General features: G+C 64.5%; 19 protein-coding genes and 2 pseudogenes. 18 read left to right on the forward strand and 3 right to left on the reverse strand.

From position 1 onward, the window contains the following. Window positions 1-27 precede the first annotated feature (27 nt). Window positions 28-1329 carry an L-fuconate dehydratase gene (locus BO1_RS34205; RefSeq protein WP_028221416.1) on the reverse strand — a complete coding sequence of 434 codons (1302 nt, stop codon included), beginning with the start codon at window positions 1327-1329 and terminating at the stop codon, window positions 28-30. Between the two features lie 63 nt (window positions 1330-1392). Between BO1_RS34205 and BO1_RS34210 the strand changes: the two genes are divergently transcribed. The 7 genes and pseudogenes from BO1_RS34210 (at window position 1393) to BO1_RS34240 (ending at window position 9358) form a co-directional block, all read left to right on the forward strand. After that, entirely contained in the window at window positions 1393-2154 is a 762-nt protein-coding gene (locus BO1_RS34210; RefSeq protein ID WP_028221417.1) for a GntR family transcriptional regulator, read from the forward strand. A gap of 60 nt (window positions 2155-2214) precedes the next feature. After that, window positions 2215-3726 carry a sugar ABC transporter ATP-binding protein gene (locus BO1_RS34215; protein ID WP_028221418.1) on the forward strand — a complete coding sequence of 504 codons (1512 nt, stop codon included), beginning with the start codon at window positions 2215-2217 and terminating at the stop codon, window positions 3724-3726. Between the two features lie 41 nt (window positions 3727-3767). After that, window positions 3768-4793 carry an ABC transporter permease gene (locus BO1_RS34220; RefSeq protein WP_028221419.1) on the forward strand — a complete coding sequence of 342 codons (1026 nt, stop codon included), beginning with the start codon at window positions 3768-3770 and terminating at the stop codon, window positions 4791-4793. 26 nt (window positions 4794-4819) lie between these two features. Next, window positions 4820-5761: an ABC transporter substrate-binding protein gene (locus BO1_RS34225; RefSeq protein WP_028221420.1), complete on the forward strand. Its 942-nt coding sequence runs from the start codon at window positions 4820-4822 to the stop codon at window positions 5759-5761. A 251-nt stretch (window positions 5762-6012) separates the two neighbouring features. Beyond that, window positions 6013-6834, forward strand: a complete 822-nt coding sequence (locus BO1_RS34230) for a type IV toxin-antitoxin system AbiEi family antitoxin domain-containing protein (protein ID WP_028221421.1) — start codon at window positions 6013-6015, stop codon at window positions 6832-6834. Beyond that, window positions 6818-7762 (forward strand): annotated as a pseudogene (locus BO1_RS61905) (nucleotidyl transferase AbiEii/AbiGii toxin family protein). Before BO1_RS34230 ends, BO1_RS61905 begins: the two are co-directional and overlap by 17 nt. A gap of 483 nt (window positions 7763-8245) precedes the next feature. Continuing rightward, window positions 8246-9358 carry a porin gene (locus tag BO1_RS34240; RefSeq protein ID WP_063744735.1) on the forward strand — a complete coding sequence of 371 codons (1113 nt, stop codon included), beginning with the start codon at window positions 8246-8248 and terminating at the stop codon, window positions 9356-9358. Window positions 9359-9431: 73 nt separating this feature from the next. Here the strand turns inward: BO1_RS34240 and BO1_RS34245 are convergent, their stop codons facing one another. Further along, a complete protein-coding gene (locus BO1_RS34245; RefSeq protein WP_028221423.1) occupies window positions 9432-10232 on the reverse strand; it encodes an SDR family NAD(P)-dependent oxidoreductase in 801 nt (266 codons plus the stop codon). Window positions 10233-10504: 272 nt separating this feature from the next. Here BO1_RS34245 and BO1_RS53900 point away from each other — a divergent pair. The 9 genes and pseudogenes from BO1_RS53900 to BO1_RS53905 all read left to right on the forward strand — a co-directional run bounded on the left by BO1_RS53900 (window position 10505) and on the right by BO1_RS53905 (window position 19595). Next, window positions 10505-11740, forward strand: a pseudogene (locus tag BO1_RS53900) (CaiB/BaiF CoA transferase family protein). 119 nt (window positions 11741-11859) lie between these two features. Then, a complete protein-coding gene (locus tag BO1_RS34255; protein ID WP_028221424.1) occupies window positions 11860-12777 on the forward strand; it encodes a LysR family transcriptional regulator in 918 nt (305 codons plus the stop codon). Window positions 12778-12952: 175 nt separating this feature from the next. Then, on the forward strand, window positions 12953-14266 hold the full coding sequence (locus BO1_RS34260) for an MFS transporter (RefSeq protein WP_028221425.1): 1314 nt from the start codon (window positions 12953-12955) through the stop codon (window positions 14264-14266). Window positions 14267-14451: 185 nt separating this feature from the next. After that, window positions 14452-14664 (forward strand): hypothetical protein, encoded by a 213-nt coding sequence (locus tag BO1_RS34265; protein ID WP_245643977.1) that lies wholly within the window; start codon window positions 14452-14454, stop codon window positions 14662-14664. Window positions 14665-14890: 226 nt separating this feature from the next. Beyond that, on the forward strand, window positions 14891-16081 hold the full coding sequence (locus BO1_RS34270) for an acetyl-CoA hydrolase/transferase family protein (RefSeq protein ID WP_043287766.1): 1191 nt from the start codon (window positions 14891-14893) through the stop codon (window positions 16079-16081). Window positions 16082-16174: 93 nt separating this feature from the next. Continuing rightward, window positions 16175-17056: a branched-chain amino acid ABC transporter permease gene (locus tag BO1_RS34275; protein ID WP_028221428.1), complete on the forward strand. Its 882-nt coding sequence runs from the start codon at window positions 16175-16177 to the stop codon at window positions 17054-17056. A 1-nt stretch (window position 17057) separates the two neighbouring features. Beyond that, on the forward strand, window positions 17058-18050 hold the full coding sequence (locus tag BO1_RS34280; protein ID WP_028221429.1) for a branched-chain amino acid ABC transporter permease: 993 nt from the start codon (window positions 17058-17060) through the stop codon (window positions 18048-18050). Next, window positions 18047-18805 (forward strand): ABC transporter ATP-binding protein, encoded by a 759-nt coding sequence (locus BO1_RS34285; RefSeq protein WP_043287752.1) that lies wholly within the window; start codon window positions 18047-18049, stop codon window positions 18803-18805. Before BO1_RS34280 ends, BO1_RS34285 begins: the two co-directional genes overlap by 4 nt. Then, window positions 18789-19595 carry an ABC transporter ATP-binding protein gene (locus tag BO1_RS53905; protein WP_052409707.1) on the forward strand — a complete coding sequence of 269 codons (807 nt, stop codon included), beginning with the start codon at window positions 18789-18791 and terminating at the stop codon, window positions 19593-19595. Before BO1_RS34285 ends, BO1_RS53905 begins: the two co-directional genes overlap by 17 nt. Here BO1_RS53905 and BO1_RS34295 read toward each other — a convergent pair. Next, window positions 19555-21066 (reverse strand): aldehyde dehydrogenase, encoded by a 1512-nt coding sequence (locus BO1_RS34295; protein ID WP_084688424.1) that lies wholly within the window; start codon window positions 21064-21066, stop codon window positions 19555-19557. The two genes, BO1_RS53905 and BO1_RS34295, sit on opposite strands and share 41 nt — an antisense overlap. A 298-nt stretch (window positions 21067-21364) precedes the next feature. On the opposite strand from BO1_RS34295, the gene BO1_RS34300 reads away from it, so the two are divergent. Beyond that, window positions 21365-22531 (forward strand): CaiB/BaiF CoA transferase family protein, encoded by a 1167-nt coding sequence (locus BO1_RS34300; protein WP_028221432.1) that lies wholly within the window; start codon window positions 21365-21367, stop codon window positions 22529-22531. 197 nt (window positions 22532-22728) lie between these two features. Then, a complete protein-coding gene (locus BO1_RS34305; RefSeq protein WP_028221433.1) occupies window positions 22729-23874 on the forward strand; it encodes an acyl-CoA dehydrogenase family protein in 1146 nt (381 codons plus the stop codon). The last annotated feature ends 41 nt before the right edge of the window (window positions 23875-23915 follow it).

A 23915-nucleotide genomic window follows, 5' to 3' on the forward strand; every position in this document is an offset into this window, starting at 1 on the left:
CCAACGCCCGCAGGACTACCAAAAAAATCAAATCGACAGCCAGGCCTGTCCTTCAGGAAAAACATACTTCTGAAGCGACTCAGCCTTCATCTCAACACTATACCCAGGCTGCAAAGGCGGCATATACCGCCCATTCCGAATCACAACAGGCTCCACAAAATGCTCATGCAAATGATCGACATACTCAAGCACCCGGTTCTCCAGCGACCCCGACACACAGAGATAATCAAACAGCGAAATATGCTGCACATACTCACACAACCCCACACCACCCGCATGCGGGCAAACCGGCACCCCAAACTTCGCCGCCATCAGCAGCACGACAATGACTTCGTTAAGTCCACCTAACCGACAGGCATCCACCTGACAAAAGTCAATCGCCTGCGCCTGCAACAACTGCTTGAACATCACGCGATTATGACAATGCTCACCGGTCGCAACACCAATCGACCCCAGCCGCCGCCGAATCGCCGCATGCCCGAGAATATCGTCGGGACTCGTGGGCTCCTCGATCCACCACGGATCGAATTCCGCCAGCCGCCGCATGTTTGCAATCGCTTCGTCAACATCCCACACCTGGTTGGCGTCCATCATCAGCTTCAGGTTCTCGCCAATTTCCTCGCGCAAAATGCGCGCACGCCGCACGTCCTCTTCGATATTGGCGCCGACTTTCTGCTTGAAATGCGTCCAGCCCAGCGCGACGCCCTCGCGCGCGAGGCGCCGGATTTTCTCGTCGTCGTAGCCCAGCCAGCCCGCCGAGGTCGTATAGGCGGGATAGCCCTGCGCGAGCATCTCCCTTTCGCGCTCGCCCTTGGTCTTCGCGTGGCGATGCAGCATGGCCAACGCCTCGTAAGGCGTAAGCGCATCCGTCACATAGCGGAAGTCCAGGCAGCGCACGAGCTCTTCGGGGCTCATGTCCGCGAGCAGTTTCCACACCGGCTTGCCAACCGACTTCGCCCACAGGTCCCACACCGCATTCACGACCGCGGCCGTCGCCAGATGAATCGCGCCTTTGTCCGGGCCGATCCAGCGCAACTGGCTGTCCGATGTGAATGCGCGCCAGAACGCGCCCATATTCGCAGTGATGTCTTCGAGACGTTTGCCAACGATGAGCGGCGCCAGCGCGTTGACGGCCGTGACGCAAATCTCATTGCCGCGCCCGATCGTGAACGTGAGGCCGTGGCCCACGAATTTATCTGGAGAATCGGTTTCGAGCGTGACGTAAGCGGCGGAGTAGTCCGGCGCGGCATTCATCGCGTCGGAGCCATCGAGTGAACGCGATGTGGGAAAGCGGATATCGCGAACGGTGAGGCTTGTGATGGTGGTCATCTGAACTCCCAGCGGGGAACCAGGCGTTAGCACGCGTTGACAACACTAGATTCGCTACCTAGCATGCTAGCATGTCTTCTGGAAATCAAGCGCGCCGTGAGCTCTTCATACGATGCAGCGAATGCCGCCGGCAATCCTTATGTCGCACTGCAAAAGATCAAGGACGGCGAACGCGTCAGCCTGACCGACGCGGTTGAGCAGGCGTTGAGAGAAGCCATCGTGACGCTCGCGCTGGAACCGGGAATGATGATCGACAAGATGGCGGTCTGTGACCGGATGGGCGTATCGCGCTTTCCGGTTTCCGCCGCGCTGGCGAGGCTCGCTCATGCGGGGCTCGTCGAGGTGTTGCCGCAGCGCGGCACGCGTGTCAAACCGATCGCGCTCGACGATATTCGCCAGCATTTGTTTATCCGCAGCGCACTCGAAGTCGAAACGGTACGCGGCGTCGCGCGCATGCAGGACCGGGCCACGATCGATGCACTGGCCAGCAATCTCGAAGCGCAGCGCAAGGTGGCCGGGAATGGGCAGCGTCTCGAGTTTCATGTGCTCGATCTGGCCTTTCACGAAATCATGCTCGATGCGGTGAACCTGCCGCGAGTGAAAGAGATCGTCGCGGTATCGCGTAACGCGCTCGATCGCGCAAGGCAATTGCTGGCGAGTCCCGAACGGCTCGTGCACACGCTCGACGAGCACGAACGGATCTTCAATGCCGTTCGCACCGGCAACGCCGACGCGGCGGCACAGGCCATGCACGACCATCTCGACCAGGTGGTCGCGGAGTTGCAGCGGTCCGCGAAAGAACGGCCTGATCTTTTCGCGCCTTAGGCTCACGTCAGGCAATGCCAGTGGTTCAACCACGTTCGTGCTGCTTCACAAGAAACGCCCATGACTCCGCTCATTTCCGTCAACAAGCTCAGCAAAAGCTTTCCCGGTGTGAGAGCGCTTCACGAAGTGCAATTCGAACTCGCGGCGGGCGAGGTGCATGCGCTGATGGGAGAAAACGGCGCGGGCAAGTCGACGCTGATGAAGATTCTCGCCGGCGTGTACAGCCGCGATTCCGGCGAAATTCTCTATGACGGTCAGCCCGTTGCGTTCGCGAGCCCGCGTGAGGCCCAGGCCGCGGGTATCGGCATCATTCATCAGGAACTCCAGCTGATGAATCATTTGACCGTCGCGCAGAACATGTTCATCGGTCGCGAGCCGCGCGGGCGTCTGCGCCTGTTCCTCGACGAAGACAAGCTCAATGGACTGGCGCGCGCGATTCTCGAGCGCATGCACGTCCATCTCGACCCGCGCACCGTGGTCGGCACGCTCACGGTCGCGAGCCAGCAGATGGTGGAGATCGCCAAGGCCTTGTCGTTCGATTCGCGCGTGCTGATCATGGACGAGCCAACCTCCGCGCTCAACGACGCGGAAATTGCCGAGCTCTTTCGCATCATTCGCCAGTTGAAGGCGCGCGGTGTCGGGATCATCTACATCTCGCACAAGATGGATGAGCTCAAGCAGATCTCCGATCGCGTGACCGTGTTGCGCGACGGCGAATACGTGGCCACCGTCCCCACCGCCGATACGAGCGTGCAGGCCATCATCGGCATGATGGTCGGCAGAACGCTTGCCGACATCTCGCCATGGCAGGGGCCGGCGCACAAGGGCGAGATCGCGCTCGAAGTGAAGCATTTGACCGCCGGTCCGCTCGTCAGGGACGTGAGCTTCACGCTGCACAAAGGCGAGATACTGGGCTTTGCCGGACTGATGGGCGCCGGCCGCACCGAGGTCGCGCGCGCCGTGTTCGGTGCGGACCCGATCGAATCGGGCGAGATCTTCGTGAAAGGCGTGAAGGCGCCGATCAGAAAGCCGAGCGACGCCGTCGCGCGCAGCATCGGCTATCTCTCCGAGGACCGCAAGCGCTTTGGACTGGCGACTGGCATGGACGTCGAATCGAATATCGTGATGTCCAACCTCGGCAAATTCCTGTCGCTGCGACTGTTTTTGCGTCGCATGCAGATACGCAAGACCGCGTCGAATTTCATCAATCTGCTGGCCATCCGCACGCCCTCCGCGACGCAACCGGTCCGGCTGCTGTCCGGCGGCAACCAGCAGAAGATCGTCATTGCGAAGTGGCTCGAGCGCGATTGCGATGTGCTCTTCTTCGACGAGCCGACGCGCGGCATCGATGTCGGCGCGAAGAGCGAGATCTACAAGCTATTGCGCGCGCTCGCCGAGCAGGGCAAGGCGATCGTGATGATTTCATCGGAGCTGCCGGAGATTCTGCGCATGAGCGACCGGATCGTCGTGATGTGCGAAGGCCGCATCACAGGCGAACTCTCCGCTAGCGAGGCGACGCAGGAGCGCATCATGCATCTCGCGACGCAGCGCGAAGTCTTGCAAACAGCATGAAAGCGGCAAGAAAGTGGCACGAGCCTCGAGAGGTTGAATCCATGACATTGCAATCGGATACTGCGGCGCTGTCCAACCAGAAACGGCCGTCCGGCTTCAGGGCGCGCATTTTCTCGCCAACTGCGCTGCAAAAGCTGCTCGCGTTCGCCAGCCTGATCCTGATGCTGATCTTTTTCAGCTTCGCGTCGCCGGCGTTCATGCAGATCGACAACATCCTCGGCATCCTGCAGGCGACGGCCGTCAACGGCGTGCTGGCCATTGCCAGCACCTTCGTCATCATCACGGGCGGCATCGATCTCTCAGTCGGCACGTTGATGACCTTCACGGCCGTAATTTGCGGCGTGTTTCTCAGCTATTGGCATCTGCCGATGTGGACCGGCGTGCTCGCCGCGATTGGAACGGGCGCGCTGTGCGGATCCATTTCGGGCACGCTGACGGCAAAAATGAAGATCCCGCCGTTCATCGCCACGCTGGGCATGATGCTGCTGCTCAAGGGGCTGTCGCTCGTGGTCTCGGCCGACAAGCCCATCTATTTCACCGACACCGAAAACTTCTACATGATCTCGCAGGATTCGCTGATCGGTTACTTCCTGCCGAGCGTGCCCGTGCCGAACGCGGTGCTGATCCTGTTCCTGCTCGCCATCGTCAGTTCGATCACGCTCAACCGCACGGCGCTCGGCCGCTACACGTTCGCGCTGGGCAGCAATGAAGAGGCCGTGCGCCTTTCCGGCGTCAATGTCGACCGCTGGAAGATCGCGATTTACGCGCTCGGTGGCTCGATTTGCGGCATTGCAGGACTGCTTATCGCTTCGCGTCTGAACTCGGCGCAACCGGCGCTTGGCCAGGGATACGAACTGGAAGCCATCGCGGCCGTCGTGATCGGCGGCACGTCGTTGAGCGGGGGCTCGGGCACGATACTCGGCACTATCATCGGTGCTTTCATCATGAGCGTGCTGACCAACGGCTTGCGCATCATGTCGGTTGCGCAAGAGTGGCAGATCGTGGTGACGGGCCTCATCATCATCCTCGCTGTCTATGCGGATATCTTGCGGCGCAAGAGAAGCTGATGGTCCACCTCTGGAGGAGAAACCCCATGTTGAAAAGAAAACTCATTGGTGTCGTGATCGGAGTCGGCGCGCTAGTCGGGGTGACCGGTTCGACGTATGCCGAAGAACCCTACATTCCGCTCATCTCGAAGGGCTTCCAGCATCAATTCTGGCAAGCGGTGAAAGCGGGCGCGGAGCAGTCGGCGAAGGAACACAACGTCAGGATCACCTTCGAAGGTCCGGAAACGGAGGCCATGGTCGACAAACAGATCGACATGCTCTCGGCCGCGCTCGCCAAGAAGCCACAGGCGCTCGGTATTGCCGCGCTCGACAGCAAGGCGGCCATTCCGCTGCTCAAGCGCGCGCAGGCCGAGAAGATACCCGTGATCGCATTCGACTCGGGCGTCGACAGCAACATTCCGCTGACGACGTGCGCAACGGATAACCTGGCCGCCGCCGCACTAGCCGCCGACAAGATGGCGGAGATGATTGGCGATTCAGGCGAAGTCGGCGTGATCGTGCACGACCAGACGAGCCGCACCGGCATCGATCGCCGTGACGGCTTTCTCAACGAGATGAAGACGAAGCACCCGGGCATCAAGATCGTTTCCGTGCAGTACGGCGGCGGCGACCACCTGAAGTCGGCGGAAATTGCCAAGGCGATGATTCAGGCCAATCCGAACATCAAGGGCATTTTTGGCGCCAATGAAGGTTCGGCGGAAGGCGCGGCGATTGGCGTCAAGGAATCGGGCAAGAAGCTGGTGCTGATTGGGTATGACTCCGGCAAGGAGCAAAAGGACGACATCAACTCTGGCCTGATGGCAGGCGCGATCACGCAGAACCCGGTTGGCATTGGCAAGTGCGTCGTCGATTCCGCGGTGAAGGCGCTCAAGGGCGAGAAGCTGCCCAAGAAAGTCGACACGGGTTTTTACTGGTACGACAAGACGAATATGACCGATCCGAAGATCGCCGCGGTGCTTTACGACTGAGCGGGTGTGAAAGCGCGTCCTGAGGGGACGCTTCGACGCCGGGAAGGTCAGCGCCGAAGGCAAGTCCCCCGCGCTGGAGAGGCCGCTCGAGCAGCGCAGCCGGACAGCCGCCAAGCGGGCTGATAGCGCTTGCGGCTCGGCGACGCCCGGTTTGCCGTTCTTGAAAAAAGATCACTCTGAGTGATCTTTTTTCGTTTTATTTAAACCGCTTTGGCTTGGCAACGGTTTAAAAAAACTGTATTTTGCACACTATGAGTGATCAAAATGCAGGAAAATTGAACCTGCTGCTGGCCGAACTGGGCGATACGCGTCTGATATCGAGTCGCTGGCTGCGGGCACACGGCTACTCCAGCAGCCTCGCCGCGCGCTATGTGAGCAGCGGCTGGCTGGTGTCGCCGGTACGCGGCGTCTACATGCGCAAGGGCGGCCGCCTGCAGTGGGAGGGCGTGGTTCGCAGCTTGCAGCTTGGGGAGGGGAAGCCGCTGCATGTCGGTGGTCGCTTCGCACTGAGCCTGCTGGGGCACGAGCACTATCTGCGTCTGGGCGAGGCAGGAACCATCACGCTGTATGGGCCGCAGCGGCCACCGGGTTGGCTCCGCAAGCTGCCGTTGGAGCAGCGTTTCGAGTTCCTGGGCAGGGGGCCGTTCGATTTTCCGCCCGTGGCGTTCGCCGCGGAGATGTCCGCGAAGACGCTGTCCGAGCAAGGGCTGGACTGGCATCGGGCTGCGCCGGGCAACGATGCCTTGATTTGCTCTACGTCCGAGCGGGCCATGCTGGAACTATGCGACAGTGTCGCGGACGCCACGTTGGTCTACGAGGCCGATGCGCTGATGCAAGCCATGACTACCTTGCGGCCACAGCGGGTCGGCCTGCTGCTGCGCCATTGCCGCAGCATCAAGGCCAAACGGCTGTTCCTGGCGCTGGCGGAGCGCCACCGGCATGCGTGGCTGCCGCACACACCGCTGGATGGCGTCGATCTGGGCCGGGGAAAGCGCGCGTTGGTGCCTGGCGGGCGCCTGCACCCGACCTACCAGATTACCTTGCCGAGAGACCTCGATGAACACCTGGTTTGACCATTGGGAGCGGCGCTATACCGACCGCGTGCGGATGCTGGTCGAGATCCTGCCGATGCTGGCGCAGGAGCCGCGCTTCGCGCTCAAGGGCGGCACGGCTATCAACCTGTTCGAGCTGATCTGCCGCGCTTGTCGGTGGACATCGACTTGGCATGGTTGCCGGTGCATGACTATGACGAAGACGCGAAGTTGATCGCGCAAGCGCTCGGGCGACTGGCCGATGTATTGCGCGTTCGCCCGCTGCAGTTGCAGGTCCAGTTGTCGGCAGGCGAGCGCGGGAGTGTCACGCGGCTGGTGGCCAGTCGCGGCCGTTCGCGCGTGCAGATCGAGACGACGCCCGTTATGCGCGGCACGGTGCATCCGGCGCGGAACATGGTGGTGCGCCCGAGGGTCGAGGAGGCGTTTGGCTTCGCGTCGGCGCAGATGCTGAACTTCGCCGACCTCTATGCCGGCAAGCTGGCTGCGGCGTTGTCGAGGCAGCATCCGCGCGACCTTTTCGATGTCGGCTTGCTACTGGAAGACGAGCGGGCCGATCAGGTGCTCTGGCGGACTTTTTGTCTACCTGACCTGCAGCCCCAAGCCCGCCTGGGAGATGCTGGCGCCACGCGTACCTGCAGATTTCGCAACAACCTTCGAGGCGCACTTTAAGGGCATGACAGCCGAGCCTGTCGAAGTCGAAGTCTTGCTGAACATTCATGAGCGCCTGCTTGCGCGTGTGGCTGGTTGGCTCGATGAGTCGTCATGTGCGTTCCTGCGTTCCGTTGAGGATCAGCGGCCGGACTTCGATCTAATTGGACTTCCGCATGCGGCCGATTTGCCGGCCGTGCGGCGCAAGCTGCACAATCTGGCGCAGCGCACCGAAGCCAAGCGTGCGGCGGATCGAAGTCTGCTGGAAGAAACCTTGGCCCGGATCGTCGGTGCCAGATGAGGCCACGGCTCCCCTTCAGCATTGGGACCTGAACCCGGAAAGCTGAGCCCAGCAACCGTCGCTGCACCTGACCACCGTCGCCTCCGACTGCCCCCTCTAGCTTCCCACCCGATCCTCCAAAGTACGGAACGTTTCGCCGGCCCTCGTTGACCCTCGCATTTCCGATTGCTCTAATCGACGCAAACGAGGCAGGCCAGGACATTCGCACTCCCGGTCCTGAATGCCGAGCCCGTAAAACCAGCGACATCTTCCCGATTATTTGATTCGGCATCCTATTCATATTTGATATTGCACAAAGCCTGCAAGGCGGGCGTTCGTGCGCGATTTGAGCGGAGGTTCAACACCAGACTGAAACGGCTTGTGCTCCCGTACTACGGGTTTGGAGCGATCGTCATGGAACCGGAAGCTACCGGATCGCGGGTCTTTCCCCTGCCATGGCGTGGACGAAAAAAACAAAACGATTTCGATATCAAGGAGGCAGACATGAGTTCGTACGGCGCATTCAGGTTCGCAGTCAAGCGAATTGCCGTGCTGGTGGCAGTGTCGTCGTTGCCGGTCACCGTGTGGGCGCAGTCGAGCGTGACACTGTACGGCGTGCTCGATGCGGGCCTGATCTACACGAACAAGTCGTACAACCCGGCAACGGGGCAGAACGGCGGCAAGCAGTTCGCGATGATCAGCAGCGGGCTGGAGCCTTCCGTGTTCGGCTTGACCGGGCAGGAGGATCTGGGCGGCGGCCTGAAGGTGAAGTTCAAGCTGGAAAGCGGGATCAGTCTCGCCAACGGCGGCTTCGACAATACCAACGGCGGCCTGTTCGGCCGCCAGGCGTGGATCTCGCTCGTCAGCAACGTAGGGGAATTGAAGGCCGGCTTGCAGTTCTCGCCGTTCATTCTCGCGCTCTATGAGTCCGACCCGCGCAGCATGGCGCAATTCGGCAGCAACATCTCCGTATACGCCAACAATACGTTCACCGGGACGTTCGTCTCGAACGCTGTGAGCTATACCTCGCCGAAGGTGGCAGGGTTTACCGCAAGCCTCATGTACGCGCTCGGCGGCGTGCCCGGCGATTTCAACGCGGGGCGCCAGTATTCCGCCAGTCTGAAATTCCAGGGCGCCGGGGTGCTGGTCAACGCGGCGGTCTACGATGCGAGCGCGGGCAACGAGACGGCCTTGAACAACACGCTGTTCGAGGTGCCGCTCATCGCCAAGACCTTTGGTCTCGGCTACAGCATCTCGTCCTTTACGGTGAAGGGCTCGTTCACCAACTACAAGGCGCCCGAGACCACGCTCAATGGTCTGGTGGGCGGCGGCAATCACGACGTCTGGAACCTCGGCTTTGATTACTTCGTTACGCCGGCGCTCGACGTCAATTCGGGCGTCTGGTACCTGAGGGATCCGCATGACTCGGGCACGCATGGGCTGCTCGTCGCGCTGGGCACGCAGTACTCGCTGTCGCGGCGCACGTCCTTGTACGCGCAGGTTGGCGTGACCAATAACCACGGCCGGTCCACGCTCGGTCTCGACGTGGACGGCGCGCTGCAGGGGGCGCCAGGCACGACGGTTGGCGGTGGGGTAGGCATTCTCCACAAGTTCTAGTCGGGACGCCTGACGATGAGGCGTGGGTTGGCACGATGGCTCGCTTCGAGAGCGGCCGTCGTGCCGCCCGCGATCAATGCAGGGTCAGCCCACCTGTCGGACTGATCGACGCGCCGGTGAGATAGGCCGAATCGTCGGACGCGAGGAATGCCACGACACGGCCGATATCGGACGGTGCGGCGACACCGAGCGGGCAGCCGGCGACAATCTTTTCGTACTGCTTGCGATGATGCTCCGATACCCTGCTATCCTCGCCGAATACCGCCTCCCATGATGGACTGTCGCGCACGACGGTCACGCAGACGCAATTCACCCGGATCCTGTCGCGGGCCAGTTCACTTGCGATGACCTTGCTCGCGCGGATCAAGCCACCGGCGAAGGTCGAGACGGCGGTTTGTCCCGGCGTCGGCACGCGGCCGCCCTCGGAGGTCACGAAGATGACGCTGCCCGAGCCGCGCGTGCGCAGGTAGGGGAGCGCGGCCTGGACGGGAAACAGCTTGGCGAGCGTGTTTTCGGCGACAACCCCGGCAACGCGCGCGAGGTCGATGCTGGCGAAGGGGCCGCGCACCTCGGGCGCGCGCGCCTCGTCGTCGTTGCCACCGGCGTTCGCCACGACGATGTCGATGCCGCCGTAGCGGCGAGCGGTTTGCTCCGCCAGCGCCTCCATGTCGGCCTTCGAGCGCACGTCGCCCGCAAGAAAGTCCGCGGTGGCGCCGGCCTGACGCAACGCCGCGAGCACGGTAGCGGCCCTTTCCGCGTTTCTCCCGCTGATGACGACCGTCGCGCCGCGTGCCGCGAGCTGCGCGGCGATGCCTTTGCCGATGCCACCTGTGCCGCCGGTGACGATCGCCACTTTTCCTTCGAGACTGTTCATGGGTAATCGCCTTTAGTGTGTTGACGAGCGGGATCGGGCGACCCGGGAGGATCGCCGTGTGCCGCCTGAATCCATGGTACGAAGTCGTCCCGGTGAATGCGATTGCCGATTTTCGATGTGCAGATTGATCGCTCGCGAACGCGCATGTGGTTCGCGAAACCGCAACGCCGCCTTGGCGAATCGGCAATTGAAGCCACACGCAGGCGCACCTAGCATTGGCTGTCACGGCCCGCGCCCGGCGAAGGCCGTTCACACATTGCCGAGGAGCAGACATGGAAGCCGTATCCCACGATCCGCGCGATGCACGCCCGTTAGCGGGTGTACGCGTGCTGACGGTCGAGAATTTCATCGCGGCGCCATTCGCCACGATGTGGCTGGCCGACGCCGGCGCCGAAGTCGTGAAGATCGAAACACGCGAAGGCGGCGACTTTTCGCGCAGTACGAGTCCCGTCAAGCCTGGCGTGGACGGTAAGCCTAGCGGCCTCGCGTTCCTTCGAACGAACCGCAACAAGAAGAGCATGACCCTCGATCTCAAGCATCCGGAGGGCAAGCGCATCTTCGAGGCGCTGGCGGCCGAGGCCGACGTGGTGATCGAGAACCTGCGGCCGAACGTGATGGACAGGCTGGGGCTCGGCTATGCGGATCTGAGCGCCCTCAATCCGCGCCTGATTTATTAGGCGATCTCGGGCTTCGGCCATGACGATATCCTGCCGAGCCCGTTCAGCGGCTTCCCGGCGTTCGATATCGTCGGGCAAGCGATGAGCGGACTGATGTACCGGCCGGATCGAACCGGAGACCGGCCCACGTACCTGGGCTTCTCGCTGGCCGATATCGAATGCGGCATTCTCGCGCTCTACGGCGTGGTGCTCGCCCTGCTGCACCGCGAAAAGACGGGCAAAGGAAAGAAGGTCGACATCGCGATGTACGATGCCTCGCTGATGCTCAACGAGATCTCCGTTGCCATGTACTCCGCGACGAAGCGCACGTCGCCGCCCGGCGTGCATGCGGTGACGGCGCCGTTCGGCACGTACCGCGCCAAGGACGGCTACATCGTCATCGCGGTGCTCGGCGAGCACATCTGGAAGCGCTTCGCCGTTGCGATCGGCCGGCCCGGGCTGACCGATGATCCCCGCTTCGAGGACGGCATGGCGCGCAAGCGCCACCTCGATGCGCTCAATGTCGAGATCGACGCCTGGCTGGGCGAGAAGACGCGCGAGGCGGCGCTCGATGCATTGCGTGCGGCCGGCGTGCCGTGCTCGACCGTCAATGACGTGCCCGATCTGTTCGAATGTCCGCACGTCGCGGCGCGCAGGATGATGATGACGCTCGATGACCCGGTCTGGGGCGCGATTCAGGTCGCGGGCAATCCGGTGAAAATGTCCGATGTCGCGGAGCCCGAAGCGAAGCTGCCGCCACGGTTGGGCGAGCATAATGCAGACATTCTGCGCGAATGGCTCGGCATGAGCGGAAAGGACATTGGCGATCTCGAAGAGCAGCAGGTGATCTGAATGTCCCGATGCCATGATGGCTTGCACGGCACGCCAATGGACGGTGGTCGGAGCCCGGCCGGGTATCGCAGGTGCATCCGGCCGGCCAGCGGACCGGGCGGTTAGATCGGAGAGTCGCCATGACGGTGCTGAGTGTTCACAATCTGACGCGGCGCGTCGATCTGTTCACGCTGAGGCTGTTTCTCACGGTAGTGGAGGAGCAGCAGATGCGGCGCGCGGCGCTGCGGGAAAACATCACGCCGTCTGCTGCGACCCGCCGGTTACAGGAGCTGGAGGAGGTCGTGGGCGTCGACCTGTTCGACCGCCTGCCGGGCGGCATGATCCCGACGCCCGCCGGCGAGGTCCTCGCGCGTCACGTGCGTCTGCTATTCGCGAATCTGGACGTCATGCGCCGCGAGATGGTGGAATTCTCCGAGGGCGTACGGGGCCACGTCGTCATCAGCAGCACCAGCACGATCATCGTGCATTTTCTCGCGCGCGAGATCGCCGAATTCGCGCGGGACTTTCCCCTCGTCGAGATCGAGTTGCAGGAGGACGCGAATGCGAATGTCGTGAGCGCCGCAACGTCTGGCAAAGCCGATGTGGCACTGTTCTACGCGACGGACGACATTCGCAGCGAAGCGCTGGATATCGTGGAATTCCGTACCGACAGGCTCGTTGCCGTCGTGCCGCGCACCCACGCGCTGGCCGGGCGCGCGAGCGTGACGACGCGGGACTTGCTCGAAGAGAACCTGATCGGCATTGCGCCGCACACGTCGATGATGACCCAGTTGCGCAATGCCGCGAGCCTGCTCGGCAGCGAACTACGCGTCAAATACCGGGTAAGCACCATCGAGGCGGCGCGAAGCCTCGTCAAGGCAGGGCTGGGCGTGATGATCCAGCCGGAAAGCATGCTGCCCAGCGAGGACGTCAACAAGGTGGCTATCGTGGCGCTCGACGAGCCGTGGGCGCTTCGCCGGCTCTGCATAGGAACGAAACGTGGCGAACCGCCGAGCGCCGCCGCGAAGGCGCTCATTGCGCAATTGACGGATTCATAGCGGGTTTCTTCCGCGGATGGCCGGTTCCGCGCGCCTTCGACGCGCAATTCGAAATCTGGAAAGCACGGCTTCGAAATCCGCCACTTGGTCGGTCGATTTCGTCTCCCTATAGTGGGCCGACCCACAACCATAAAGCCAGCACGGCCAGCATGACCGTGCAAGGTAAGGAGACGACATGAACGATTCATCTGCACAAACCGCAAGACGTTTATTAGTAGTGCTACTGTGCTTCATGACCATTGCCGTGGACGGCTACGATCTGATCGTCTATGGCGCGACCGTTCCGCGCCTGTTGGCGGAACCCGGCTGGGGACTCGATGCGAACGGCGTCGGCATGATCGGAAGCTGGACCTTGGCGGGGCTGATGGTCGGCCTCGTGGGTGCCGGGCCGCTCGCGGACCGGATCGGCCGTCGCTGGCTCATCATGCTCGGCGTGCTGTGGTTTTCCGTGGGGGCGCTCTTTTGTGCCCTCGCGCACTCGCCGTTCGCCTTTGGCGTGGCACGGTTCGTGACCGGCGTGGGGCTGGGCGGCGTGGTGCCGTCTTCCGTGGCGCTGAGCATCGAATACGCGCCCCGCAATCGCCGGCAGCTATACAACGCGCTCGCGCTCACCGGCTACCCCATCGGCGGCGTGATCTGTGCGCTGCTCGCCATCGCGCTGCTCGAAAGCCACGGATGGCGCATGCTCTACGCACTGGGTGCGCTCTACGCGCTGATTCTGCCGGCGATGTTTTTCCTCCTGCCGGAGTCGGTCAATTACCTCGTCGATCGCGGCCGCACGGATGAAGCGCGCGCACTGGCGTCCCGCTATGCCGTCGACTTCGATCAGGCTTTGCAAGAGGAGCAGCGCACGCATCTTGCGCATTCGGCCAGCCCTCGCGTGCGGGGGTTGAGACTCATGATGTCGTCGCAGTGGCGCGCGGCGGTGCTGCTGTTCGCGCTGATGGCCTTCTGCGTGCAACTGGTCATCTATGGCCTCAATGTGTGGCTGCCGCTCTTGATGCGCAAGGCCGGCTATCCGCTGGGTTCCTCGCTGCAGTTTTTGCTGGTGATGCAGTTCGGCGCGGTGTCGGGCAATCTGTTCGGCGCGTGGCTTGCCGACCGGTTGGGACCGAGGAAAGTCCTCATTCCGTTCTTGCTCATCTGCGGGCTGTCCTTGCTCGTGCTGAGCCAGAAGCCCGCCTACGTGTGGCTGATGCTCGGCGTGTTCGGCGCGGGACTGGGCTCGGTGGGCTCCGCCACGCTCAGCTATGGCTTTGTCGCCGCCTCATTCCCCGCCTCGTGCCGGGCCTCGGCCATCGGCGTCGTGCAGGGCCTGGGCCGTATCGGCTCGATTCTGGGGCCGCTGGTCGGCAGTTGGGTGATCGGCGCGAAGCTGGGGCCGCAGTGGAGCTTCTACGCGTTCGCGGTGCCGGCGGTGCTGGCGGCCGTGGTCGTCGCGCAGATTCGGGAGCGCGCGCCGTCGCCTATGGCTTACGCGGACGTCTGAGCGCGCAGGCACGGAGCGGATTGGCGAAATGTGGGAACCCGGCTGCTGCTGCGTTCAAAGTACGGAACGGCAGCACGGACAGCGTTGACGGTGGCGGCCAACGAATCGCACGATGAGCCCATCAAGAAGCCCGCAGTCGTGGCAGGGTAGTGGAGAGCAGGGAGACGTGGATGGAAACGGTTCGAATGTCGTTGCGCGAGGTCGTGGAGCGTTGGCTGATGCCCAGCCACGCGGTGCCGTTCCGGGTTCGCCCGTTGCGGAATGTGTGTGGCCGCTGTGTCCGGGTGGAGGCGCGCACACCGTGCGGCGATATCGCCATCTGCTTCTTCCGCCATGACGACGGCGCATGGCGCGTCTTTCCGCCGTTGCCGCGCCGTCTGACGATGCGCGCCGTGTGATCCGCTTGCATAGGCGGATGATGTAGTCGTCGTGAAATCGCGTGGCATCCATCGCGATAATTCGGAATCCTGTGTAGTAGAGCGTTGTGCCTCGATCCCCTCATTTCCTGTTTGCATGAAACACGAAGAATTTTTGCCTTTGAAAGCCAGGGAATCCGCTGGCGCGTCGCCTTCCACGACCCACGTTCCCGATCTGTGCGGCCTGATCCGCCCCAGCGACACGGTGATGTGGGGGCAGTCCCACGCGGAGCCGGTCACGCTCATGCGCGCGCTGGTGGCGCAGCGCGACCGGCTGCGGCGCATCCGGCTCTTTCTCGGCATCGGCCTCGCCGATGTGCTCGCGCCGGAGCACGCGGACGCATTCGATTTTCTCGCGTACTGCGGCAGCGGCACGAATCGCAAGCTCGCGCGCGCAGGCGTGCTCGACATTCTTCCCGCGCACTACTCGCAATTGCCGGCGCTGATTGGCAGTGGCGCGTTGCGTATCGACGTCGTGATGCTGCAGGTCTCGCCGCCCGACGAACAGGGGCGCTACAGCCTCGGCCTCGCGCGCGAATACCTCGTCGAAGCGCTCAAGCATGCGCGCGTGATCATCGCGGAAGTGCATCGGGAGGTGCCGTGGACCTATGGCGGCCCGTGGCTTCAGGCATCCGATATCGATCTGCTCGTGGCATCCGACGCGCCATTCGCCGATCCCCCCGCTGCGGCGCCGGGCGAGATCGAGCGGGCCATCGGTCGGCACGTCGCGGCCCTCGTGGAAGACGGCGCGACGCTGCAGACGGGGATTGGCGCGATTCCCGATGCCGTGCTGGCGCAACTGCGCGATCGCCGCGATCTGGGCGTGCACACGGGCAGCATCGGCGATGGCTTCGCGGCGCTGTGCGAGGCGGGTGTCGTCACGAATGCGAGAAAGACCATTGACGCCGGCATCACGGTGGGCGGCGTGATCATCGGCTCGGAACGCATCCGCCGCTTCGCGCACCGCAACGCCGCGCTCGAGCTGCGCGGCACGGAATACACGCACAACCCCAACGTGCTTGGCAGGATCGAGCGCTTTGTCGCGATCAACTCGGCGGTAGAGGTCGATCTGAGCGGCCAGGTGAATGCCGAAATGGTCGCGGGCACCTATGTGGGCGCCGTGGGCGGCGTAGGCGATTTTCTGCGCGCGGCGCAGTCGAGCCGCGGCGGCGTGCCGGTCGTCGCGCTGCCATCGACGGCGGGCGCGCACAGCCGCATCGTCGCGCGCGTCTCGGGGCCCGTGACCGTACCGCGCAGCGATGCCTGCGTGATCGTCACCGAGTACGGCGTGGCGGATCTGCGCGGCCTGTCGCTCGCGCAACGCGTCCCGCGCATGATTGCCATCGCTCATCCCGAGCATCGCGAGCGGCTCGAGCAGGAGGCGCGCATGAATCGTTGAACGCCAACAGGAGCCATTACAGCGGCGCGCCTGAGCCATTACAACGACAGGGCGAAAACGGCCGCAACACGGAGATCTTGAGGAGCACAGTCAATGAACTGGCAACTACTGGGAGCGCAGCTCCTCGCCGGCGTCGCGAACGGCGGCCTGTATTTTCTTGTGGCATCGGGGCTCACGCTGCTGTGGGGCGCGATGGGCGTCGTCAACCTCGCGCACGGCTCGTTTTTCATGCTCGCGGCGTTCGCCGGCGCAACCTGCATCAAGCTGCTGGGTCCAGGAGCCGGGTTCGTCGTCGCGATCCTCGCCGTGCCCGTAGTGGTCGCGCTGTGCGCTTCGGCACTCGAGCTGTCGCTGTTTCGCCGCGTCTATGCCGCGGGGATGTGGGGGCAACTGCTCGTCTCGTTCGGGCTCATGCTGCTCTTGAACAACATCGCCCGCATCGTGTTCGGCACCGAGCCGCTCTCGATGCCGGTGCCTGCGCAGCTATCGGGCTTCGTCGAACTCGGCGGCGTGCGGCTCGCCAGCTATCAGCTCGCGGTGCTGGCCGTGACGGGCGCGGTCGCCGTGTTCTTGTGGCTGCTGCTCGCGAGAAGCCGCACGGGCCGGCTGATCCGCGCTGCGGTGGACGATCCGCAGATGCTCGAAGCGGTGGGCGTGGACGTCAAGCGGCTGCGCACCATCGTGATGGGCGTGGCCGCCTTGCTGGCCGGCATCGCGGGCGTGGTGGCCGTGCCGCGCGGCGCGATCAACACGGGCATGGACGTGCAGATCGTGGTGATCGCGTTCGCGGTGATCGTGGTCGGCGGCCTCGGGGCGATCTGGGGCACGCTCACGGCGGCCCTGCTGATTGGCGTAGCCGAAGCGCTTTCGACGATGGTGCTCGACCATGGCAGCGAGATCGTGATCTTCGCCGTGATGGTGGTCGTGCTGATGATCAAGCCAACAGGCCTGCGCACGATAACGGGGAGAGCGTGACATGAAGCGAATCACCGCAAAGGCCGCGCTGGCGGCGTTGCTCGCGGCCGGCGCGCTATGCCTGCTGCCGTACGCGATCTCGGCGGCCTACCTGCCCGAAGTGACGCGCTTCGTGATCCTGGCCGGCACGGCGATGAGCCTGAACCTGCTCGTGGGCACCACGGGTCTGCTGTCGCTCGGGCAGGGGCTCTTCTTCGGGCTCGGCGCCTACGTGGTCGCGATCGGGACGATCCGCTACGGCCTTTCGTACTGGAGCGGGATGGCGCTCGCGATCGTCCTGTCCGTGCCGGTGTCGTTGCTGAGCGCGCTGATTTCGCTGCGTGCGCGGCATCTGTTCTTCGGCCTGCTGACGCTGGCCATCGGCCAGGTCGCATTCGTGTTCGTGGTGTCGAGCTATAACCTCACGGGCGGCGACGACGGGCTCGTGGGCGTGACCTTGCCCGACTGGCTCGCCAGCGGTCCGGCGCAGTTTCGCTTCGCGGTTATCGTCACCGTTGCAGCCTGTGTCGTACTCCTGAAGATCGTCTCGTCGCCGTTCGGCGCGATGCTCGGCGCCGTGCGCGAGAACGCCGACCGCGTCGCGTCGCTCGGCGGCAATCCCAGGCGCTTCGAGCTGGCTGCCTTCGTGATCGCTGGCGCGTTCGGCGCGCTGTTCGGCGCCGTGCTGGCGGGCGTGGAAGGCAGCGTGGATCCCCATCTGTTCTCGTGGGTCACGAGCGCGATGCTGCTTATGATGATCGCGCTGGGCGGCCGCTCGGTCTTTCTCGGGCCGGTGCTGGGCACGCTGGTGCTGGAGATTCCACGCGCGTACGTGCAGGTCCACTCCGCGAATGCGGACCTCGTGGTGGGCGCGCTCGTGATCTTCTGCGCGCTGGTCTTTCCCGAAGGGATCGCGCCGAAGCTCGTGGCGCTGCTGGCCGCACCGCTGCGGGCAAGGCGCTGCGCGCCCGCAGCGGTGGCTTCGCCGCAGCGCGGCGTCGAGGGGCAACCATGAAAGAGCACGTCGAACTGGCGCTGCAGGCGTCGAACCTCGTCAAGTCGTTCGGGGGCTTCACGGCTGTCGATGGCGTGTCGTTTTCCATTGGCGCGGCCGAGGCCGTGGCGATCATCGGTCCCAACGGCGCGGGCAAGAGCACGCTCTTCGACCTGCTCACCGGCCGCAAGCTGCCCGATAGCGGCGAAGTGCGCGTGTTCGGCGCGCCCGTCACGCGGCAGCCGCCGTGGCGGCGCGCGAAGCACGGCATCGGACGCTCGTTCCAGGTGAGCAGCGTGTTTCCCGGCTACACCGCGCTCGAAAACGTGCAGATCGGGCTAATGCTGGCGCAGGGGCGTGCGTGGAACCTGTTGCGCCCGGCCACGCGGACGAACCGGGACGAGGCGAACGTGCTGCTCGAGAAGGTGGGGCTCGCGGGCAAGCGCGAGGTGCTCTCCGGCGAGCTGTCGTACGGCGACCAGCGCAAGCTCGAACTGGCCGTGGCGTTGTCGACGGGCCCGCGCCTGCTGCTGCTCGATGAGCCAACGGCCGGCATGGGGCGCGACGAGTCGCGCGACTGCCTGAGCCTGATCCACGCGATCGCCGCGCAAGAGCAGATGCCGATGGTGTTCGTCGAGCACGACATGGATATCGTTTTTTCGTTTGCGACCCGCGTGATGGTGCTGGTGGCCGGGAGCGTGCTGATCGACGGCACGCCGGATACCGTGCGCGCGGACGAACGCGTCAAGGAGGCCTATTTTGGAGAGGCGATCTGACCAGGCCCTGCGCGTCGAGGGACTGGAAGCGGGGTATGGCCGCGTGAAGGTGATACGCGACGGCGCGATAGCGGTCGGGCACGGCGAGGTCGTCGGACTGATCGGGCGTAACGGCGCCGGCAAGACGACCTTCATCTCGTCGGTGGCGGGGCTCGTCATGCCGGGCGCGGGGCGCATCGTGCTGGACGGTGTGGACATCGCCGCGCTCGCGCCGAGCCGGCGCGTGGCCGCGGGCCTCGCGCTCGTGCCCAGCGGCGGGCGCCTGTTCAGGTCGCTCACGGTCGCGGAGAACCTGACGATCGGCGTGAAGACGCCCGCGCCGGGCCGGCTCGAAGGCGTGTTCGATCTTTTCCCGGAGTTGCACAAGCTGCGGCTGCGCTACGCCGGGAAGCTGTCCGGCGGCGAGCGCCAGATGGTCGCGATCGCACGCGCGCTGATGCTCGAGCCGCGCCTGTTGTTGCTCGACGAGCCCAGCGAAGGGCTCGCCCCCGTTGTCGTGCTGCGGCTCGCGAAGGCGATCGAGCGGCTGCGCGCGGACGGCATGGCGATGCTGATCGCCGAGCAGAACGCCAAGTTCGCCGACCTGATCTGCCAGCGCTGGTATTCGATCGACAAGGGGACGATCGAGCCGCTCGGGAAAGAGCCGCTCGGGAAGGAGCCGCTCGGGAAGGAGCCGTTCGGGAAAGCGCCGCTCGGGGCCGAGGCGGCGGGCGCGCCGTCGTGTACGGCACCGCCGCCGGCCGTGGCGCTCAGCTCGCGTAAAGATTCGGGAACTGCCCGCTTGTGCTGATGACGGTCGTGCGGGTCTCGAGGTACGGGTCGAGCGCATCGATGCCGTTCTCGCGGCCCCAGCCGCTCGATTTGAAGCCGCCATACGGCGTGGACCAGCGCAGGAACGAGTAGGTGTTGACCCAGACCATGCCCGCTTCGATGCGGTTCGAGACACGGTGGGCGCGTCCCACGTCGCGCGTCCACAGTCCCGCCGTGAGGCCGTATGCCGAGTCGTTCGCGATGGCGATGGCCTCGTCCTCGCCGTCGAACGGAATCAGCGAGGCGACCGGCCCGAAGATCTCGTCGCGCGCGATGCGCATGTCGTTGTGCACGCCCGCGAAGACGGTGGGCTCGACGAAGTAGCCGGAGGCGAGCTCCGGCGTCGCGATGCGGTGCCCACCGGCGACGAGCTCGGCGCCATCCTCCTTGCCGAATGCGATGTACGACAGCGTCTTCTCCAGTTGCGCTTCGTGCGCCTGCGGGCCCATGTGATTCGTGTCGACCGAAGGCAGGCCGACGCGCACGGCACGCGCCCGCGTGCAGAACGCCTCCACCACGCGCTCGTACACGGGCCGCTCGACCAGCACGCGCGAGCCGAGTGCGCAGCTTTGCCCCGTGAGCCGCCAGGCGGACGCCGTTGCGGCGTTGATCGCGTTCTCGAGATCGGCGTCGGCAAAGATGATATGCGGGGCCTTGCCGCCCAGCTCGAACGTGAAGCGCTTGAGGTTGTCGGCCCCGTCGCGGACCATCTGCTTCGCCGTCTGGGTCGAGCCCGTGAACGAGACCTTGTTGACATCCGGATGCTGGACAAGCTGCGCGCCCGCCGTGTGCCCGAACCCGGGCACCACGTTGAAGACGCCGCGCGGGATGCCGGCCTCGTGCATCAGGCGGGCGAGCACCAGCGCCGAAATGGGCGTCTGCTCGGCGGGCTTCACCACCACCGTGCAGCCCGCCGCGAGGGCCGCGCCAATCTTCAGACAGGTGGCGAGCAGCGGGGCATTCCACGGAATGATCGCGCCCACCACGCCAATCGGCACGCGCGTGGTGAAGGCATGCACGCTTTCGTCGACGGGAATCGTCGTGCCCTGCGCCTTGTCGGCGAGCGAGGCGAACCATTGATACCACTGCACCTGGGCCGTGAGGCTCGCGCGATGCTCGCGCACGAGATTGCCGTTGTCGCGCGATTCGATCACCGCTAGCTCGGGGATTGCGGCGCTGAAGAGATCGGCGAAACGGCGCAGCAGTGCGGCCCGCTCGTGGCCGGGCATGCGCCGCCACGGGCCGTCGAACGCGGCGCGCGCGGCTGCCACGGCGCGGTCGATGTCGGCGCGGCCGCCCATCGGCGCGATGGCCCACGGCTTGCCGGTGGCCGGATCGATGCTCTCGACGAGCTCACCGTCGATGGGGCTGACCCATTCGCCGTCGATGTACAGGTGTTCGTAGCGTTGTAGCGGCGCATCGTGCTGCGCGCTCATGGGGGCGTTGGGCATGCGTGTCTCCAGTGTCGGTGTTGTGTGTCGTGAGGGAACGAGGCGCGCGGCGGCACGGATCGGATCCGGCTTGCTGCGGCGCGGCGCGCTGGGCCCTTCGGGACTCAAACACTATGTGCCCGCGCCGCGCGGGGCGTCCACGTTGCGCTGCGCTTCGTTCCGGAATCTGGAAGCGCGGCCATGGCGTGGCCGTGCCGGCCCGATTCGGCCGCATCGAAGCTGCGCTTCGATTTTTCGCGATTGGTCGCAAGCGGCACGCACAGTAAGCTGAACTGCCCTTGTCTGGAGACCTCTGACCATGCACGAAACGCAGTGTGAAGCCCAGGGCCCGCTGGCCGGCATCCGGATCGTCGAACTAGGCGGGGTCGGACCGGTGCCGTTCTGCTGCATGCTGCTATCGGACCTCGGCGCCGACGTGATCCGCATCGACCGCCCGCCCGGCTACGACGGCGGCGTGCCGGGCGACCCGCGCCTGAACCTGCTCAATCGCGGCCGCCGCAGCGCGGCATTCGACCTGAAGCGTCCCGATGCCGCCGCCGCCGTCCTGAAGCTGGTCGCAAAGGCCGATGCGCTGGTCGAAGGTTTTCGCCCGGGCGTGGCCGAGAAACTGGGCCTCGGCCCCGAGGCCTGCCTCGCCGCGAATCCCGCGCTGGTCTACGGGCGCATGACGGGCTGGGGGCAGGACGGCCCGCTCGCCCAGGCGCCGGGGCACGACATCAACTACATCTCGCTCACGGGTGTGCTGCACGCCATCGGTCCCGCCGCAGGGCCGCCCGCCATTCCGCTGAATCTCGCTGGCGACTTTGGCGGCGGCTCGCTTTATCTCGCGCTAGGCGTGGTATCGGCGATCCTGGAGAGCCGCCGCTCGGGCCAGGGCCAGGTGGTCGATGCCGCGATGGTCGACGGCTCGGCCTCGCTGATGACGCTGTGCTACGGGCTGCTCGCGAGCGGCTACTGGAAGGACCAGCGCGCCAGCAACCGGCTCGATTCGGGCGCGCCCTGGTACAACGTCTACGAGACGAAGGACGGACGCTGGCTCAGCGTGGGCTCGAACGAGGCGCGCTTCTGGCGCAATACGCTGGAGATCCTGGGGCTGTCCGTTGCGGACATGCCCGATCAGCACGACACCTCGCGCTGGCCCGAGGTGCACGAGAAGTTCGCCGCTATCTTCCGCACGCGCACGCGCGACGAATGGTGCGCGCTGGCCGAGGGCCGCGAGGTGTGCTTCGCGCCGGTGCTTTCGATGACGGAAGCGCCCACGCATCCTCACCTGCGCGCGCGCGGCACCTTCGTCGAGCGCGATGGCGTCGTGCAGCCCGCGCCGACGCCGCGCTTCAGCCGCACGCCCGGCGCGATTCAGCGCGCGCCGGCGAAGCCCGGCGAGCACACGGAGGAAGCGCTGCGGGACTGGGGATTCAGCAGCGGGGAACTGGACGCCTTGCGCGAGTCGCGCGTCATCGTGTGAATGGCCGTCAAGCACAGGATTTCCGCGTGCTGATTAAGTCGGAGTCCTGATGTTCGTGCGGATCGAATCGATCTTCGGGAAATTCGAATTGTTGCTTCGTAATTGACCAGTTGGATCGGAAAACGCCTGGACCTAATCTACAGACAGTGATGCCCGGCACAACAACGAGGCAGACACATCAACTGGAGCGAAGACAAATGCAAGCGAACTTTCTGGACGAATCGCAGACGATGTGGCTCGACACCGTCAACCGGTTCATGGACAACGAGATCACCGTCGAGTACGTGCGCAAGTGCGACATGAATCGTGACTATCCGTACGAGGCTTACGAGAAGATCGCAAAGCAGGGATGGCTGGGCATCCTGATCCCGGAGGAAGAAGGCGGATCGGGCGGCGACATTTTCGACTATTCGCTGATGGCCGAAGGGCTCGGCAAGTTCGGTTTCGACTTCGCGTGCTCGGTGCTCGTGCCGACCTTCACGGCCATGAACATCATCAAGTTCGGCACGCCCGAGCAAAAGGCGAAATACGTCCAGCCGTTCATCGACGGCAAGATCCGCTTCTCGGTGTCGATCTCGGAGCCCGATGCGGGATCGGACGCCGCGAATACGAAGACGCGCGCGCGCCGTGACAGCAACGGCGACTGGATCGTGAGCGGCCAGAAGCTCTGGTGCAGCGGCGCGGCGGCCAACGACACCGTGATCGCGATGCTCGTACGCACGAGCACGGACGACAAGCACAAGGGCCTCTCGGTCCTGCTGATCCCGAACAACACGCCCGGCATGGTCATCAATCGCCTGCCCACGCTTTCGCGGCACGCCACGGGCACGACCGAAATCTTCCTCGACGAAGTGCGCGTGCCGGGCGACGCGCTGCTGGGCGAGGAAGGCCAGGGCTGGAAGATCATCACCGAGCACCTCGAGCTCGAACGCTGCGCCGTGGCGGCCGCATATACGGGCAATGCGCAGCAGGCCGTCGCGACGGCCACGCGCTACGCGCACGAGCGCATCCAGTTCGACCACCAGCTCTACGACTTCCAGGTGGTTCGCCACATGCTGGCCGACTGCCAGACCAAAGTCGATGCCGCGCGCCTGCTCTGCTACCGCGCCGCGCAGATGGCCGCGAACCATGTGCCGTGCAGCCGCGAAGTGTCGATGGCGAAGCTGTACGGCTCCGAAACGCTGAAGGAGTGCGCGCTCGCGGGCATGCAGGTGCTGGGCGGCTACGCGAACCTGCCCGAAGCGGACATGGAGCGCTATTTGCGCGAGAGCATCCAGTCGACCATCGGCGGTGGCACCTCGCAGATCCAGCGCACGATCATCGCGAAATCGATGCGTCAGTAAGGACGCACGGTCCCGCAGCGAAGCAAGCGGACGCAAACGCG

The sequence above is a fragment of the Paraburkholderia oxyphila NBRC 105797 genome (genome assembly GCF_000685075.1).
Taxonomy (GTDB): Bacteria; Pseudomonadota; Gammaproteobacteria; order Burkholderiales; family Burkholderiaceae; genus Paraburkholderia; species Paraburkholderia oxyphila.

Coding starts and splice junctions, on each gene's coding strand:
- BO1_RS34205 (WP_028221416.1), bottom strand. CDS start 1,329: ATGACCACCATCACAAGCCTCACCGTTCGCGATATCCGCTTTCCCACA.
- BO1_RS34210 (WP_028221417.1), top strand. CDS start 1,393: ATGCTAGCATGTCTTCTGGAAATCAAGCGCGCCGTGAGCTCTTCATAC.
- BO1_RS34215 (WP_028221418.1), top strand. CDS start 2,215: ATGACTCCGCTCATTTCCGTCAACAAGCTCAGCAAAAGCTTTCCCGGT.
- BO1_RS34220 (WP_028221419.1), top strand. CDS start 3,768: ATGACATTGCAATCGGATACTGCGGCGCTGTCCAACCAGAAACGGCCG.
- BO1_RS34225 (WP_028221420.1), top strand. CDS start 4,820: ATGTTGAAAAGAAAACTCATTGGTGTCGTGATCGGAGTCGGCGCGCTA.
- BO1_RS34230 (WP_028221421.1), top strand. CDS start 6,013: ATGAGTGATCAAAATGCAGGAAAATTGAACCTGCTGCTGGCCGAACTG.
- BO1_RS34240 (WP_063744735.1), top strand. CDS start 8,246: ATGAGTTCGTACGGCGCATTCAGGTTCGCAGTCAAGCGAATTGCCGTG.
- BO1_RS34245 (WP_028221423.1), bottom strand. CDS start 10,232: ATGAACAGTCTCGAAGGAAAAGTGGCGATCGTCACCGGCGGCACAGGT.
- BO1_RS34255 (WP_028221424.1), top strand. CDS start 11,860: ATGACGGTGCTGAGTGTTCACAATCTGACGCGGCGCGTCGATCTGTTC.
- BO1_RS34260 (WP_028221425.1), top strand. CDS start 12,953: ATGAACGATTCATCTGCACAAACCGCAAGACGTTTATTAGTAGTGCTA.
- BO1_RS34265 (WP_245643977.1), top strand. CDS start 14,452: ATGTCGTTGCGCGAGGTCGTGGAGCGTTGGCTGATGCCCAGCCACGCG.
- BO1_RS34270 (WP_043287766.1), top strand. CDS start 14,891: ATGTGGGGGCAGTCCCACGCGGAGCCGGTCACGCTCATGCGCGCGCTG.
- BO1_RS34275 (WP_028221428.1), top strand. CDS start 16,175: ATGAACTGGCAACTACTGGGAGCGCAGCTCCTCGCCGGCGTCGCGAAC.
- BO1_RS34280 (WP_028221429.1), top strand. CDS start 17,058: ATGAAGCGAATCACCGCAAAGGCCGCGCTGGCGGCGTTGCTCGCGGCC.
- BO1_RS34285 (WP_043287752.1), top strand. CDS start 18,047: ATGAAAGAGCACGTCGAACTGGCGCTGCAGGCGTCGAACCTCGTCAAG.
- BO1_RS34295 (WP_084688424.1), bottom strand. CDS start 21,066: ATGCCCAACGCCCCCATGAGCGCGCAGCACGATGCGCCGCTACAACGC.
- BO1_RS34300 (WP_028221432.1), top strand. CDS start 21,365: ATGCACGAAACGCAGTGTGAAGCCCAGGGCCCGCTGGCCGGCATCCGG.
- BO1_RS34305 (WP_028221433.1), top strand. CDS start 22,729: ATGCAAGCGAACTTTCTGGACGAATCGCAGACGATGTGGCTCGACACC.